Annotated in this window: 16 protein-coding genes; 7 read left to right on the forward strand and 9 right to left on the reverse strand. The window is 55.1% G+C overall.

The annotated features are described in order from the left end of the window. The 6 genes from BM275_RS21530 to BM275_RS21555 all read left to right on the forward strand — a co-directional run. Nucleotides 1–1,965, forward strand: a 1,965-nt coding sequence (locus tag BM275_RS21530) for an efflux RND transporter permease subunit (RefSeq protein ID WP_139229602.1), incomplete at its 5' end; no start/stop codon positions are given. A gap of 239 nt (nucleotides 1,966–2,204) precedes the next feature. Continuing rightward, on the forward strand, nucleotides 2,205–2,513 hold the full coding sequence (locus BM275_RS21535; RefSeq protein WP_042922860.1) for a hypothetical protein: 309 nt from the start codon (nucleotides 2,205–2,207) through the stop codon (nucleotides 2,511–2,513). 98 nt (nucleotides 2,514–2,611) lie between these two features. Continuing rightward, on the forward strand, nucleotides 2,612–2,968 hold the full coding sequence (locus BM275_RS21540; protein ID WP_017245526.1) for a copper-binding protein: 357 nt from the start codon (nucleotides 2,612–2,614) through the stop codon (nucleotides 2,966–2,968). Nucleotides 2,969–3,108: 140 nt separating this feature from the next. Further along, a complete protein-coding gene (locus BM275_RS21545) occupies nucleotides 3,109–3,423 on the forward strand; it encodes a co-regulatory protein PtrA N-terminal domain-containing protein (protein ID WP_042922862.1) in 315 nt (104 codons plus the stop codon). Between the two features lie 216 nt (nucleotides 3,424–3,639). Then, nucleotides 3,640–5,013 carry a heavy metal sensor histidine kinase gene (locus tag BM275_RS21550; RefSeq protein ID WP_042922864.1) on the forward strand — a complete coding sequence of 458 codons (1,374 nt, stop codon included), beginning with the start codon at nucleotides 3,640–3,642 and terminating at the stop codon, nucleotides 5,011–5,013. 6 nt (nucleotides 5,014–5,019) lie between these two features. After that, nucleotides 5,020–6,786, forward strand: a complete 1,767-nt coding sequence (locus BM275_RS21555; protein WP_230357661.1) for a hypothetical protein — start codon at nucleotides 5,020–5,022, stop codon at nucleotides 6,784–6,786. A 63-nt stretch (nucleotides 6,787–6,849) separates the two neighbouring features. Here BM275_RS21555 and flgB read toward each other — a convergent pair whose 3' ends face one another. Then, nucleotides 6,850–7,263 carry a flagellar basal body rod protein FlgB gene (gene flgB / locus BM275_RS21560; RefSeq protein WP_017245523.1) on the reverse strand — a complete coding sequence of 138 codons (414 nt, stop codon included), beginning with the start codon at nucleotides 7,261–7,263 and terminating at the stop codon, nucleotides 6,850–6,852. 147 nt (nucleotides 7,264–7,410) lie between these two features. Further along, nucleotides 7,411–7,770 (reverse strand): co-regulatory protein PtrA N-terminal domain-containing protein, encoded by a 360-nt coding sequence (locus tag BM275_RS21565; protein WP_026006590.1) that lies wholly within the window; start codon nucleotides 7,768–7,770, stop codon nucleotides 7,411–7,413. A 352-nt stretch (nucleotides 7,771–8,122) separates the two neighbouring features. Between BM275_RS21565 and BM275_RS21570 the strand changes: the two genes are divergently transcribed. Continuing rightward, a complete protein-coding gene (locus BM275_RS21570; RefSeq protein ID WP_158525221.1) occupies nucleotides 8,123–9,928 on the forward strand; it encodes a glycoside hydrolase family 15 protein in 1,806 nt (601 codons plus the stop codon). 51 nt (nucleotides 9,929–9,979) lie between these two features. Here BM275_RS21570 and BM275_RS21575 read toward each other — a convergent pair whose 3' ends face one another. The 7 genes from BM275_RS21575 to BM275_RS21605 all read right to left on the reverse strand — a co-directional run. Then, nucleotides 9,980–10,978: an SDR family oxidoreductase gene (locus BM275_RS21575; RefSeq protein WP_017245520.1), complete on the reverse strand. Its 999-nt coding sequence runs from the start codon at nucleotides 10,976–10,978 to the stop codon at nucleotides 9,980–9,982. A 33-nt stretch (nucleotides 10,979–11,011) separates the two neighbouring features. Beyond that, on the reverse strand, nucleotides 11,012–12,472 hold the full coding sequence (locus BM275_RS21580; protein WP_230697812.1) for a vitamin K epoxide reductase family protein: 1,461 nt from the start codon (nucleotides 12,470–12,472) through the stop codon (nucleotides 11,012–11,014). A gap of 230 nt (nucleotides 12,473–12,702) precedes the next feature. Next, complete coding sequence (locus BM275_RS21585; protein WP_017245518.1) at nucleotides 12,703–13,032, reverse strand: four-helix bundle copper-binding protein; 330 nt, start codon at nucleotides 13,030–13,032, stop codon at nucleotides 12,703–12,705. A gap of 469 nt (nucleotides 13,033–13,501) precedes the next feature. Next, the gene (locus BM275_RS21590) at nucleotides 13,502–14,317 is read right to left on the reverse strand and encodes a c-type cytochrome (protein ID WP_090523529.1); all 816 of its coding nucleotides are present in this window, start codon (nucleotides 14,315–14,317) and stop codon (nucleotides 13,502–13,504) included. Nucleotides 14,318–14,326: 9 nt separating this feature from the next. Further along, nucleotides 14,327–15,325: a copper resistance protein B gene (locus BM275_RS21595; RefSeq protein WP_090523532.1), complete on the reverse strand. Its 999-nt coding sequence runs from the start codon at nucleotides 15,323–15,325 to the stop codon at nucleotides 14,327–14,329. Further along, on the reverse strand, nucleotides 15,315–15,605 hold the full coding sequence (locus BM275_RS21600; RefSeq protein WP_208607493.1) for a hypothetical protein: 291 nt from the start codon (nucleotides 15,603–15,605) through the stop codon (nucleotides 15,315–15,317). The genes BM275_RS21595 and BM275_RS21600 overlap by 11 nt, the downstream gene beginning before the upstream one ends. 24 nt (nucleotides 15,606–15,629) lie before the next feature. Further along, nucleotides 15,630–15,949, reverse strand: a 320-nt coding sequence (locus BM275_RS21605; protein ID WP_167362185.1) for a multicopper oxidase domain-containing protein, incomplete at its 5' end; no start/stop codon positions are given.

Genomic DNA, 15,949 nt, shown 5'->3' on the forward strand with positions numbered 1-15,949 from the left:
ATCGGAGCGATGGTCGATGCAGCAATCGTCATGATCGAAAACGCCCACAAGCACATTGAGGCCTGGCACAAGCGGCATCCTGACTCCACCTTGAAGGGCCAGGAGCACTGGAAGGTCATTACTGACGCGGCTGTTGAAGTGGGGCCGGCACTGTTCTTCAGCCTGCTGATCATCACGCTGTCGTTCATACCAGTGTTCACCCTGGAGGCGCAGGAAGGCCGGCTGTTCGGTCCACTGGCGTTCACCAAAACCTATGCAATGGCAGCCGCCGCGGGCCTGTCTGTCACGCTGGTTCCGGTGCTCATGGGGTATTGGATCAGGGGCAAAATCCCTGACGAACACCGTAATCCACTCAACCGTGGCCTCATCTGGATCTACAAGCCGGCCCTGGACGCGGTACTGCGCTGGCCCAAGATGACTCTGCTGGTGGCTGTTCTGGTCTTCCTGACAGGCTTGTGGCCGGCCTCTCGCCTTGGTGGGGAGTTCTTGCCCCCGCTGGATGAAGGTGACCTCCTTTATATGCCCACTGCGCTTCCAGGCCTCTCCGCTCAGAAGGCTTCTGAGCTACTGCAGCAGACGGACCGGCTCATAAAAACGGTCCCAGAAGTTGCACACGTGTTCGGTAAGGCTGGTCGAGCCGACACCGCTACAGATCCCGCCCCGCTGGAAATGTTCGAGACGACCATTCAGTTCAAGCCGAAGGATCAATGGCGCCCTGGGATGACGCCTGACAAGCTGGTTGAGGAGTTGGATCGCACCGTACAGGTACCTGGATTAGCCAATCTGTGGATCCCGCCGATTCGAAACCGTATCGATATGCTGGCGACGGGTATCAAGAGCCCGATCGGGGTGAAAGTGTATGGCACTGACTTGGCACAGATCGACAAAGCCACCCAGGCAGTGGAAAAAATCGCCAAAACGGTGCCTGGGGTCAGTTCGGCACTTGCTGAGAGACTGACCGGCGGCAGGTATATCGATGTGGATATCGATCGTGTCGCCGCCGCACGCTACGGCCTGAATATCGCGGACGTGCAATCGATCGTGGCCGGTGCCATCGGTGGTCAAACCATTGGTGAAACCGTGGAAGGGCTCGCCAGGTATCCGATCAACCTCCGCTATGGCCGCGAGTGGCGCGACTCGATATCCGATCTGCGCAACCTACCGATCTACACGCCGCAAGGCAGCCAGATCACGTTGGGGACCGTGGCCAAAGTACAGGTGACAGACGGACCGCCCATGCTTAAAAGCGAAAACGCAAGGCTGTCGGGCTGGGTTTACGTCGATGTTCGTGGCCGCGACATGGCGGCTGTGGTGGGCGATCTGAGGGAAAAGATCAGCAAAGGGGTCCAGCTCGAATCCGGCATGAGCATCAGCTATTCCGGCCAATTCGAATTCATGGAGCGAGCTAACGCGAAGCTGAAGCTCGTCGTGCCGGCTACCTTGCTCATCATTTTTGTCTTGCTCTACCTCACGTTTGGGCGCTTTGGGGAGGCGTTGCTGATCATGGCCACGCTGCCATTCGCCCTAACCGGTGGCGTCTGGTTCCTCTATTTGCTCGGGTACAACCTATCCGTAGCGACAGGAATCGGTTTCATCGCACTGGCAGGCGTTTCTGCTGAGTTCGGCGTCATTATGCTGCTGTATTTGAAGAACGCATGGACAGATCGGGTTAACGCTGGAGCCCATGGCGAAGGCGTACTGCTCGACGCAATCCGCGAAGGCGCTGTGCAGCGGGTGCGCCCCAAGGCCATGACCGTAGCAGTGATTATCGCCGGTCTGCTGCCCATCCTTTGGGGCGGCGGGACCGGCAGCGAAATCATGAGCCGTATTGCCGCGCCCATGGTGGGCGGGATGATCACCGCGCCGTTGCTCTCCCTGTTCGTTCTGCCGGCAGCCTACCTGCTGATGCGCCGCCGGCAATTGCAGGCCCAGCACGCAACCAAACCCACTGGTGAACATCCGTGAAAATCAAGCACCTCAGCCTTCCTTAAAAGACGGGGCCTGGTTGAATGTAGAGTTCATCTTGAAAAGGCATGGTTTCGACTATTCGATTCACATAAAAAGCAAAGGAGCAAGCGACCGCCACATACGCGGCGGTCGCAGCAATACAAAAGGTTGCGCTTACAGCTTTGTAATTTGAAGAACAGCTTACTGTAAGTGTTGTGCCATTAAGCTATAGGCATCAAACAATCAGGAGTTTAGTCATGAAAGCCATTAGCAAAACCATCCTTTTTACTATGTTCGCTGCCGCCTCCTCTTTCGCAATGGCAGAACAAAATTCTGATCAAGTTATTCAGCGCCATAAAGAAGCCAAGCCAGTACTTAAGGCGCTACTTGAGGAAGGCAAAGTGCTAAGTGTAGGGCCTGCAGGTGCCACAGGTAAAAGTGGGGTTATGCAAAGGAGCAAGTATGATGGCCGTCCCCAAACGTTTGAGATAAAAATCAGAACGCCTGATGACGTGACCCATATCGTGGAATTCCGAGGACTGCCCTTCGGACTCAATAACGTTTAAGCAACGCAAAAAACCACACTCAAAGGATAGATAGATTTTTTCTCTTGCGCCGCCGGCAATTGCATACCGCAGCAACCTACAGATCTGGAGAGACATTCATGAACATCATGTCCATTACCCTTGCCACACTTTTCTTGGTCCCAGCCGCCTATGCTGCCGACAAGAAGCCCATGGATGGCATGCCTATGGATCATAAAGGCATGAACATGCAAATGGACCATAAATCAGCCGCACAGACCGCTACGGCTACTGGCACGATCAAGAAGGTGAATACCGAAAGCGGGACCGTCACCATTGCCCACGGCCCGGTCAAGGCCTTGGGCTGGCCCGCAATGACGATGGGATTCAAAGCAAAGCCTGATCAGCTCCAAAAGCTAAAAGAAGGCGATAAGGTCCAGTTCGATTTCTCCTCGCAGGGAATGGACTCCACGGTCACCCGCATCGAAAAACAGTAAGTGCAGAAGCGCTCGCCGTATATGCGACGGGCATAGCTCGATTAAAAGAGAGAAATTACAGCTTTGTAACGTTGAGAACAGATTCTTGTAAGTCTTGCACTTATAACATATCGGTATCAACTAACCAAAGGGTCAAAACCATGAACCGTATGAACAAAGTGATTTTCCCGCTTATTCTAACTGCTGCTTCATCTTTTGCGTTAGCTGAAGGCGGAAGCGAACGCACGCTGCATCGTTTGAATGATCCGGAAACCAAGTCCACTCTTAAGAAGTTGGTTAAAGAAGGTGAGGTGCTTAACATTGCACCTGCAGGGGCGAACGGCAAGACTGACATGATTCAAAACTATCGTACTAACGCCAAAGTCCAAACCTACGAGATGAGGGTAAAGACACCTGACGGGAAAATTCATACGGTAGAGTTTTTGAGCGCCCCGATTGGCGTAAATAACGGCTAACCTGTCAAAGTTAATATCAAGGGTAGGCGACATGCGAGGAATGATGAAAGGATGTGGTGGATGAAGGAGACCGTCAAAGCCGGAAGCTCGCTAAAATGGTGAAGGTCCAGACCAGGTCTTGAATACGAACGATACTGCAACGACCATATCGAAGCAGGTAAGGCTCCTCCGGACGCCCTGCCTGCTTTTGTGCTTGGCCTAACCAGGACCGTACTGATGGAAAAAGTTTCACTGACGAGCAGAATGGCGGTGGTTTTCATGCTCGTGGTTACGGTTGTGCTGATGGTCGCCGCAATCAGCTTCTATTATTTCTGCCAGCTGCATTTCGAGCGCAAGGATGCGCAAGTGCTGAGTGAAAAAGCCGCTGCCGTAGAGCATATGCTACGTAGCAGTACGGCTTTCGGACAGGAGGCCACCTCAAAGATCGATGCGGTCATTGAGCACTCTTTCGGGTTTGCAACTGCGGTAGTGATAGACGGCAAAACGGTTTACTCACACCACAATTTTTCTGAGCGCTTGCTTCCTCTCGTCACGGATAATCAAGAGGAACGCTGGGCAGTAAATTTCGATGGGCACCAGTACAGTGGCATTACCAGAAAAGTAGATCAGTGGGTCGAAGGGCAAGACGCAGTCATCTATCTGGCTTTGGATGTAACGCATCGAGTCCACTTCTTCGAGATGATTCAGCAATGGTTTGCTTATACGCTCGTGATCAGTGCGCTTCTAAGTGGGGCACTAGGTGTTGTTCTGATCAAAAAGGGCTTGAAGCCCATTGGCGAACTATCCAAGACATCTTCAACCGTAACCGCCAACTGCTTAGATACGCGGATTCCGACCGAGTCAGTACCAGGCGAACTTCATGAACTCGTTGCTAACTTCAATGAAATGCTCTCGCGCTTGGATGATTCTTTCCTCCGGCTGTCAGGTTTCTCAGCGGACATCGCGCATGAGCTAAGAACGCCGCTGAACAGCATGCTTACCCAAATGGAGGTCGCGCTCTTGCGCGACCGCGAGAATACCGACTACAAGAACATTTTGTATTCCGCCCTCGAAGAACTTAGGCGCATGTCAAAGATGGTCGATGACATGCTGTTCCTAGCCAAGGCGGACAACGGAAAGATTACGCCCAGTGCCGAAGATGCCAGCATAGCTGAGATTGCCGCTAGCGTTATCGAATATTACGAGCTAGCAGCCGAGGAAAAAAATGTAAAAATCGCTCTTTCAGGCGATGGATCGGTGAATGGGGACAAATCAATGCTAAGACGGGCTATTTCAAACATAGTCTCTAACGCAGTTCGGTATGCGGAGGAACGCAGCACCATAAGCGTTGAAATAAGCGAGAGCGGCGCTTCGGTTTCCACGGCTATTTCCAACCGCGGCATAACTATTCCAGCCGAGCTTCAAACCCGGATATTCGACCGTTTCTACAGGGTCGACACCGCAAGGCGCGAAGGTACTACGTTGAACGCGGGCCTCGGCATGGCTATCACTCGTTCAATAGTAGAAGCGCACAAAGGGCGCATCGCTTGTGAATCAGCTGAGGGACGCACGACTTTTACAATGACGCTTCCAAGGCTTATGTCTAGTTAATGGCAGATGCCCACAACGACCCTGACCTACGCTTTAGAGAAATGCCTGGCTGAACCGAAAGAGGTCACGCCTTTCGAACCTGTATGTTTGATCCTGGAGGTTCCCGTGACAGCGTCCTCATCGAGAAAATGCGGTACGACGGCCGCAGCGCTCAACGAAGCGTGCTTCTGCGTGAGCCTGGATCAGGTTGCGCTCACAAATGCATTGTCCGAACAGCTTGGAAATCCCGAGTTGTCAGAGCTATTGAAGTCACGTTGCCCCCATGTATTTGCTGCTCGACCGGTATTTGTTTCGCCGTCGCGACTGCGTCAGGTGCGTGAGGTCATCCAAGCCATCGAGCGAACCGTGAGTTTGCCCGCTTGGCGCGAGCATGCTCTGGATTCCGCCCCCCCTATTGCGCAACACAACCCTCGTCGCGCGCGGGGCGTCTTCTTTGGCTACGATTTTCATCTGGATGAGGACAAGCTTGGGCTCATCGAAATAAACACAAATGCGGGCGGAGCGATGCTAAACGTATTGCTCGCCCGCGCGCAGCGCAGTTGTTGCAGCGGCGTAGTCGGACTATCGCCGGGGCAGGAATGGCCCGGAGGCTTCGAACAATCGATTCTGCATATGTTCGCCCAAGAATGGTCTGCGAGCGGCGAGCAACGTCCGCTCACGCGCGTGGTGATCTTGGATGAAAGCCCACAAGCCCAATACCTGTATCCGGAGTTCCTTCTTTTTCAGCGGTTATTCGAGTCAGCAGGAATCGACTGCCTAATCGCAGACCCAGCCGATCTGGCCTTTCACAACGAGTGCCTCTTGGTCGACGGAAAGCCTGTGGATCTCGTCTATAACCGACTCACCGATTTCTATCTGGAAGGTGACAATTGCAGCGCGCTGCGCAGCGCTTATTTGGCTGATGTCGTGACGGTAACGCCGCACCCTCAGGCCTATGCCCTTTATGCCGACAAACGCCGGTTGGTTGACCTAACCAACGGACGTTTTTTGGAAGAGATTGGCGTTGGTCAGCAAATCCGAGCCGTATTGGCCCAATACGTCCCGCTTACCGTGCCTGTCGGGCATGGTAACGCAGAGCACCTCTGGCAAAACCGCCGTAGCCTCTTCTTCAAGCCCGTCAGCGGGTTTGGTAGTCGCGGTGCATACCGAGGAGACAAGCTCACCAAGCGCGTTTGGGAAGAAATCGTTGGCGGAAACTACGTCGCCCAGTCCCTTGTAGCTCCTGGCGAGCGTAGAACCGTCGCCGACCCTCAGGTACGACCGATGAAGTTTGACCTGCGCGCGTACGCTTATGCTGGCGAGGTGCAGTGGAACGCTGCCAGGGTCTACCAAGGCCAGACGACCAACTTCAGAACAGAGGGGGGCGGTTTTGCTCCTGTGTTTACCTTAGGCGAGGAAGAGGAGCGAGCCGGTTCTACAGAGCAACCGTCGCACGCCTCGTTCACGTTCTTGCTCGACGAAACCAGCGCCGTAGAGGAACTGCCGCACCCGCTATATCTGGCGCTGGTTCGAGCCGAAATGGCTACTTCTAAGCTTGCCGGTAAGCGTTTCCGATTGGCGGACTGGTATGTCGCAATGGAGGATGGCCATCCTTCCAAAGTCATCCGAGAATGGTACGGCTGGGTTGCATTCGACGCAGATGGCGCTTACCACCCTGAAATTGGCCCACCGGAAAATCGCCAGCCGAATAGTGATGACAAGGTAAATTCAACCGCTCTACCGACACGGGAAGAACACGATCGAATTGAGGCACTGTTGTTTAAAAGCGGGTGAGAGCCTGTCTCGCACAGCCCAGATGTTCCTTACGGGGCGCAGAGCCAAAGGAACATTGCCTTTTCACCCACCTTTCAGGGCCATCATTAAACCCTTGAATGCGCCGTTCAGCCGAGTAAATGCAGCCTGGAAACGAATCGAATTTTCCGCATATTTTGCTTGTTCAACCTGAACGTCGACTGTGTTCTGATCAAGCGACGGTTGATTGGGAACCCTATAGAGTAGGGCCGCATCGCTAAGAGTAACCTCCAAGCCACCAGTATTTATATGACTCTGGTTAGTTTTGGCCAGTGAAAACTCAGTGTTAATTGCCTGCTTGTTTTGAGCGGCAAACACCGAGGCAAAATTCAAATCCCTGGCTTTGAAATTGGGTGTATCAGCATTGGCTATATTGTTGCTCAGCACCTCTGCTCTTTTGGCAGTGTAGAGGAGCGCTTTTTCTGGCCCGCCTAGAGCCTTTTCGAAACTAATCCTCATCAACGATCCTATCAAGTTTGAAAAAAACAGTGCTGATCAGAATTACGTCGATCAGCCTGTAGGATTTACTCCCGACCTGGCACTTGGTCGGGCGGTGCAAAGCCAGAGAGCGTCCGTAATCGTAATGGCTGGAAGAGTAGCGATTTATTACGGATGACACTCCCTATTAGCCGTCATCAGCTTATGTTCGCGAATCATTTGTTTTAGTACATCGTCTACCAATTTGTCGTGCTTCTCCATCCAAGCCAAATGCTCCTCGGTAGAGACGTCTGGCCCTGGATGATCTTTATGGAGCTGGCTCATCATTTCTTCGAGCATTCCCATATGTTCTTTCATATGCACTTGGCGCTCGCAGACTGGCGCTTTCTCTGCTTGAACCAAAACCGCTTCAGCTTTATCGCGCAGTTGCTGAAGGCGCTCGAGAGTGCGGTCGCTTCCTCCTTCAGCCCAAGCTATGGGAGACAGCATCATCGATCCGACAAGGTAAAAAGGTATCAACAATTTCATAAAGGTGATCTCCGTATTAAAGATTCGGCCGCTGCTACTGAGCCTGTTTCGATGGGCTAGGACCATACTTATGCCGCCTCTCAGACCATCTATTTCTGCAAATTTGTTCATATACCCTGTCATGAAGCTGAGCTAGTGATTACATTTTTGTAAGCATTTGGCTTTTCGACCGAGCGAACCGCGCACCCGGCATAAGCTGTCCATCATTAGGGTTAATAAAGCAGGCTTACCTCGGGTTGCTCTTCATGTCAGCTCCGAAGTATTTATAAACTCAACGCGAGCCTGCCGCTTTGAAGCAGCAGTCTAGACTGGCCTTTGAATCGCCTGTAAGCGCACCGACATGAAGAGAACTATGAGAATTGATCAGCAGCTGACAGCTGGAAAGGCAGAATATCCAATGATCGCTTCGCTGGCGGCCGTCGGTGATGGTCGCTCCATGGCATTGGTCGGCCCAGATGGCAACGTGGAATGGTTCTGTCCCCGGTGCTTCGATGGCACACCGCTGATTTGGCCGCTGCTCGATCGCGATCGTGGTGGGCGCCTGCAGCTGTCGACACCGGGTGACCTCAAAACGCATTATCTGGACGATTCTGCAGTATTGGAGTTCGAGGTGCACAGCGCGTCCGGGTCCGCCCGTGTCACGCTTTGTATGGAGTGGCCTGGATCAGACGATCAGCAAAGCTTGCTTTGGCAGGTAGACGGACTAGCTGGCCGTTGTGAGTTCACGCTGATGTTTGAGCCCCGTCCAGATTTCGGAAGCGTAGCCGGTGAGGCAAGCCTTTCGGCCGAAGGTTTAATCTATTCGTATCAGCGGCAACAGCTATTGCTTCAAGCGGACTGCGCACTGTATCCAGACGGTGAAGGCTGGCAGGGAGTCCTCTCAGTAGATGCAGGAGGGAGTGCCGGAATTTGTCTAAGCGTTTCCTTAGAGCAAGATGCCCCACCCGTTCCTGTATCGATTGAATCAGTGCCAGCTCGGATTGCGGCGACGTTGAAAGCGTGGCGTGACTGGTGTGCAGCGCTGGATTGCCCCGCTAGTTATCGGGCCGACGTCGTGCGTAGCGCTATCACTCTTAAGTTGCTGACATACGAACCCAGCGGGGCGGTTGTAGCTGCTGGAACGACATCCCTACCTGAACGCTTGGGCGGCGAGCGTAACTGGGATTATCGGTATACCTGGTTCCGAGACGCGGGGCTGACACTTGGTGCTCTCTTCGGCCTCGGTTGTCGAGATGAGGCACATCGTTGGGCCCAGTGGATGCAGCGAACCATTGAGCAGCATGGGACGCCGCTGGCCGTGCTATACGATGTAAACGGTGCTGCGCCGCCGCCAGAACGTAATATCGAAGGGGTTGATGGCTATCGCGGCTCGCGGCCGGTGCGTGTAGGTAACGCTGCCGACGGCCAGTTTCAGCTGGATGTTTATGGCGAGTTGCTGGAGTGCGTGAGCATCTGCGATAGCATGGGTGACGATGCGATGCGGGCGCACTGGCCTCATATGCGCGCCGCTGCTGATTTCATTGCCGCGCACTGGCAGGAGCCTGACCAAAGCATTTGGGAGATGCGCAGCGCGCCGCGCCACTATGTGCACTCCAAGGTTATGGCGTGGGCCGGCCTACAGCGTGCGCTTTGGCTGAAGCGCCGCCATGACCTAGATGGAGATGAGGAAAGCTGGGTCAATCAGGCCGAGGCTCTACGTCAGTTAGTCCTGCGTCGTGGTGTCAGCGCCGACGGCAGCCATTTCATCCGGGCCTTCGATGACGATAGGCTTGACGCCAGCCTTCTGCTGTTAGCACGTGTTGGTTTCATCGAAGGCAGCGACGAGCGTTTCATCAATACGGTCGATGCGATCCGTAAACAACTGGACGAAGGCGGCGTCGCGCTACGGCGCTACCCTGCTGAAATTTCGGATGGGCTACAGGGCCGAGAAGGCGCCTTCTTCATATGCAGCTTTTGGCTCGTCGAGGCATTAGTGCAAACCGGCCGGCCTCGAGAGGCAAAGGAATTTTTCGAACAGCTGCTGCAACGCAAGGGTGAGCACGGCCTGTTCGCTGAGGAGTTCGACACCCGAAGCGGCCAGCATCTAGGCAACATACCGCAGGCCTTTTCTCATGTGGGTTTGATCAATGCCGCACTGAGCCTCGGTTCTTTTGATTAACGTGCCCGCGTTCAACGGGCGCTTTTGCCTGATCCAATTGATGCGACCCGGCTAGCTGGCAATAGCAACAACTACCGCTACGCCAAACACCATTACCAACGCCAAGGCACCCGCAGCCAGCTTGCCCACGGTTTCGGAGCTTAGGCCCAGTGCCTTTCCTTTTGTCTGGTCGCCGAAGCGCCCTTCGAGGCGATGCAGCCCAACTACCGGCTGGAACAAGTTGTCCGGCTGTTCATCGCTAGCCGGTTCGTCGGTCATCTGCCCGTTCCAGGCCTGCTTGGCCATCATCCGATCAAGCAGGCCGGGCATGAACATATTGCCAATGATGGCCTGGAACGAGGCGCGCCCCAGCCAAAGTTCGCGGGGTGCGTCGGTCGCTGCACGGAGGATGGCGCGCGCGGCGACCTCTGGCGTATGGATAGGAGGGACTGGCTGCGGACGCTTTTGCATCTTGTTGCGCGACCAGTCGAACTGCGGCGTGTTGTGTGCCGGCAGCTGCACCATGGTCAGCCGTACGCGGCTGTTGGTATGGATCAGCTCGCAGCGCAGCGAGTCGGTAAACCCGCGGATGGCGAACTTGGCGGCGCAGTAGGCCGATTGCAAGGGAATCGCGCGATAGGAGAGGGCCGAGCCCACCTGGACGATGGTGCCTCGGTTGCGCGACTCCATATAGCGCAGCGCTGCCAGCGTGCCGTGAACGAAACCGAGATAGGTCACCTCGGTCACCCGCTTGTATTCCGCCGCGCTGGTTTTGTTGACCGGGCCGAACACCGTAGCCATCGCGGCGTTGACCCATATCTCGATCGGACCCAGCTCCGCCTCGATACGCTCGGCTGCCTTATCGACCGCCTCGGCGTCGGCCACATCCGCTGAAATCGCCAGCGTCATGGTGCCCTTTTCCTCCAGTTCAGCACGGGTATCGGCTAACCCCTCTTCGCCGCGGGCGATCACTGCGATGCGAAAGCCAGCTTGCGCGAACGCATGAGCTGTCGCTCTTCCTATGCCTGCGGTCCCGCCACAAATCACGGCGGTTTTTGCGCGGTCGGTCATGTTCGACTCCTGTGCTGGTTGGATTGCATTGGCTTAGCGCAACAGCGCGTTCCAGCCGGCATAACGGTGGTTAATCACCCCCTTCGGAAGGCTCAGCACTATTACCAGCAGACCAGCGATCAGGCTGCCGATCGTGGCGGCGAATCCTGCCCCGTCTAGGAACGAGGGCGCGGCGATCAACCAGGCGCCGATGGGAAGATTCAGAAACCGCAGCGGGCGAGCTACTTCTGCAAAGGCCAGCACCGAGACGGTGATCAGCAGCGAGCCCATCAGGTGATCACTGTTGGCCATCGCGCCGTCGGTACCGAAGATCAACCGGGTCGACATCAGCCAGACGCCTAGAATGCACAGCAGCGCGAGCCCCCAGGGCAGGTTTACTCCGCGAAGGCCTTTGAGGGTCATTGAGGAGAGGCTGCCGTCGAACTCCGGCGTGTTGTCCTCGCGGGCGCCTTCCATTGCATCGCCCATGAAAAAGGTCTTCCAGAACGGCTTGCCGCGACGTCGCGCGTCTTTCAGAAACTGCCCCATGGCGACCAGCTCATCCAGTGCGTAAGGCATCATCACCAGCATGGCCAAGGCCTGAACCAGGCACAGCGTGCACCAGGTGTCGATGAAAATCGGCTGGGCGATGATGAAGAAGATACTCACCGCGCCAAGGGGCACGACCACCACGCCGAACGCTGCGACCATCCACGGCATGGTGCGCCAGCGCCGGGCATCGCCCATAACCGCCATGAGCAGCTCGATCATATAGGCCATCACACCGATCCCTGCATCGGATACCGGCCAGGCGCGCGACATGTCCGAGGTAATGATGGTCTCGGTGCCGTTAGGTTCGGTGCCGAAAAAGGGATCCCAGGCGTTCGAGGTATGGCCAAGCTGATAAGCGGCCAGATAACGCGCGAGCAGAATGCCGATCACGGCGAGGATGGCTATTGGCAGGCGTTGCAGCCAAGTCGAAGGGTTGTAATCCCAGCCCGGCGGCACTGCAGCCTTTTGCATCATGCCCTGCATGCTCATGCCGGGCATCATCGGCACCAGAGTAGAGAAGGCGATCACCAGCCCACCGACCAGCAAGGCATTGCCGTAGCTCGCCGGGGATGGAGTCCAGAACAGCAGCGGCGCGAACATCAACCACAATCCCATGACCGTGTTGGCCCATTGCGCCCAGCTAATCCGTTTGAGCGAGAGGATGGCGAACAACACGATCAACGCGCCGCTGATGACGTCGTTCCAGGTCATCAGCAACGCGCGGGTGGCGACTTCAGGCAAATTACGTTCGGCTGCCAGGCGTGGCAGATCAAGGTCACCCGGCGCTACGTTCATGTAGCCGAAGATGAAGGGCGCACTCAGCACCCAAAAGCCGAGCAATACATTGACGAAGTGGCACCACAGCGTCGCGAGATGGCGTCGCTCCATCATCTGCATATGCGCATCCATACCCATATCGGACGACGTGGCGCCTTGGCGTAGATATTCTCCTTGATGCTCCATAGATCTAGTCCCCAGCACTGTAGTATCGGTTACTTTGCGGCAAGAGAAAAAAGCGTTACGGTGTTGCGACCGCGCGCAGGTTTGGGTGAGCTAGGCCAGCGGATATCTAGGCTTTTCTGCTAGCAAGTCAGCTGGCTGAGCTTCTGCACATGCTGGGATATAACGGTCAATCCGGCGAAGCGGCTCTGGCAACGAGATATGAGCTTTGCCAGAGCAGCAAGTCGAGATTGTTACGCAGCCATGCGCTCGCATTCTTCAGCGCACTTCATGCACGCTTTGGCACACTCTTGGCAGTGATCCATCTGATGTTTCGCGCATTCCTCACCGCATGCGCGGCAGATCTTGGCGCAAAGGGCACAGAACTCCTTGGCGTACTCACTTTCACGGCTCATCAGTGTGGCGGCCAACCTACAAATGTCTGCGCAGTCACGGTCCAACTCGATGCAGCGAGCCATCATTTTTACGTCATCCTCACGCAGGCAAGCAGAGGCGCACGTTTCGCACACTAGGGCACAGTTCGAACAAGCTTGGATACAGGAAGCGAACATTGAGTTTGTCATTGCGTTCTCCAGGGTTCGATAGTGGTATGTCGTCGGTGCCTACTAGCCAAATACCTCATAAGCGTATTAGCAGGCACTGAATTACGACACGCTCCTACCGAGCCCGTTTCGACCAACTTCATTACAATGCTGTAAGGTGCGCAACGGTACCGAATATGATGTATGCGGTGACAGTTGGAGACGATGAGCCAAACTTCCGATGGCTTAGCCGGCTTCGCTAGTCTGTTCTAGATAACCGGTGGGGTATGGGGAGCTCCCGGTCGCCACGACTGGGAGCATCCAATGGGGAACGGCCGGAGCGAAAGCCCTTAACTATGAGAGTCACTAGACCTGCGGCCTAATGGTTGTGAAAAGCCCTCCGGTACCGTTGCGTCGAATTAGGATGGCCTAAGACCGACCCCCTTTGCTTGTGCCGAGGCGTCTTTCTAAGAGCCTGGTCAGAACCGCTTAGGTACAGACATACCGGATGTTAGTGGTCGTGTTGCTTCCCGTCTGCGTGTACATGGTTTTTTGAAGGAGATTTGCCTTCCGCATCGGCGTTGTCACCGCCATTGCCATTGCTGTGTTTAACCGCCTGGGGCTCCTCTGACGCATGATGGTCATCGCTTTCATTATTACCATGGTGACCAAAGTTTGATTGGCCGGCTGCATCACTTGAGCTGCTAGAGCCATGGTGATCCGAGTCGCCACTGTCGCCCTGATGGTGGTCGTCCAAGGCCACCTCACCATGTTGTTGACCGTGCCCAGCTGGGGTCTCCCCACCACCATGCTGGTGACCACCGCTAGACGCAACGAGTGCTCGATACGCTCCTTCATCTAACTCAGGAAGCTTCTGCAGAAAAGCCACCATTCCCCAGATGTACGGGTCAGCCATGCTTTTACCCCACGCAGGCATCCCAGTGGCCTTAATGCCATGCTTGATGACCCAAAATGTTTTTGCTGGGTCACCGTATAGCCCCGCTTCAGCCAGGCTGGGTGGAGCGGGATAAAGGCCATTGCTTAGCTCGGTCTCAGCCATGCCTGGCGCCAAATGACAACCCACACACATCGAGTCGTAGTTCCCCGCCCCGGCGCGGATTTGGTCTTCATCGTCGAGAGATGGCACGACTATGTCTTCGGAACGAACCTCAATCGAGCGATTGCGAGCAGTTTCCAGGAATGCGTGCACGACTCCCGTATGAGGATCATCCGCGGCAACGTTTATTAGTCCCGAGAAAACAACACCGGCCACCACCAACAGGCCTAGTGCGCAGAAGGCAGCGAAGCTAATAATTATTCTTTTCATCGAAGGTCCTTAAAACCAAAGCCTGACGCCAGCAACGAACCGCGCCTCATCTAGGTCTTCGCCCTCATCTCTCGCCATATCAGCGGTATTACCGTATGCCCGGCTCCACGTGACGCCGATGTACGGTGCGAACTCACGAACGATTTCGTATCGGAGGCGGAGCCCCACCTCTGTGTTTGCGAGACCAGCGCCTACTCCGCGCGCAGGATCGTCCTTGCCATAGAAATTGAACTCGGCAGTCGGTTGGAGGATGAGCCTGTTCGTTAGAAGGATGTCGTATTCGCCTTCTAAGCGTGCTGCTGTCTGCCCACCTTCACCAACAAAGGCGGTGGCTTCCGCTTCGAATCCATACAGAGCCAGCCCCTGAAGGCCTAAAGCCGCCCACGTCTGCGGCGACTCGGGCTTAAAGTCCTGGCGAACACCTGCTACCACATCCCACCAGGGGCTGATGGCACGCCCGTAGAGCGCCTGAATTTCCGCATCTTCAGTAACGCCATTCGTTCGCTCACCATCCGAGCGAAACCAGAACCGATTGATATCGCCACCAACCCAGGCAGTAGCTTCCCAACTGAGGGTGCTACCTTCATTTGCGTCCTGGTACTCAAGTTGATCTAGCAGAAGGAACCAGGCCAGATCCTTGTCATGGACCGTATGACCTTGAAGACCAGGGAAAGCCGCTTCTCTATCCGCATCGGTCAATACTGGAATGAACGAGGGATGAACCATGCCGGGCATTTCGAGCGTATCGTCATGCTTCATTTGGCCATGGTTCATCTTGCTATGGTCCATCGCACCATGACCCATTGCAGAATGGTCCATTTGCCCACCGGAGCCATGATTCATTGCCGCGGGCTTGGCAGAAGATGCAGGGGCTTGAGCTGCCGGAATAGGAGGGGTTTGATGCGTCGAGTGATCCATCATCTCGGCGGCGTTGGCTATCCGTCCAGCCGCTGCGCTCAACGAAACTCCGAGCGCAATAAGAGCAAAGCGAGAAGATCTAGTGGTCATGGTGCGAATCCACCTCAGTACCAGTAGCCTTCGGGTCATGATCCATCTTGCCATGGTCCATTTCACCATGGTCCATCGAGCCATGACCCATGTCGCCGTGGTCCATTTCTGAGTTAGAGGAGCCTTTTGTCTGAGATGCCGGCTTGTTGCCTGAATTTTGCGACGAAGCCGATGGTTGCTTGTGCTGATCATGCGTTTGCTCTGCAAACGCAGCTGATATATTCATTACGCCCAGCAGACTGAACATTAACGCGCTGCCGATAAGAGTTTTACGCTTCATAAAATTTCCCATATAAAGTTCCTCTTACTCGTCCACTCGGACTTCACGAAACATGCCCATTTCCATGTGAAGCAGTAGGTGACAGTGATAAGCCCAACGCCCGAGCGCATCGGCTGTCACGCGGTAGCTGCGCTTCGAACCTGGAGGCATGTCGATCGTGTGCTTGCGAACCATGAACTTTCCATTCTCATCCTCAAGATCGCTCCACATACCATGCAGATGAATCGGATGGGTCATCATGGTGTCGTTGACCAAAGTGATGCGTACCCGCTCGCCATATTTGAGCCGCAGGGGCTCCGAATCAGAGAACTCTATACCGTCAAATGACCAGGAGAACTTCTCCA

It is taken from the genome of Stutzerimonas kunmingensis (assembly GCF_900114065.1).
In the GTDB taxonomy this organism is placed as follows: Bacteria; Pseudomonadota; Gammaproteobacteria; order Pseudomonadales; family Pseudomonadaceae; genus Stutzerimonas; species Stutzerimonas kunmingensis.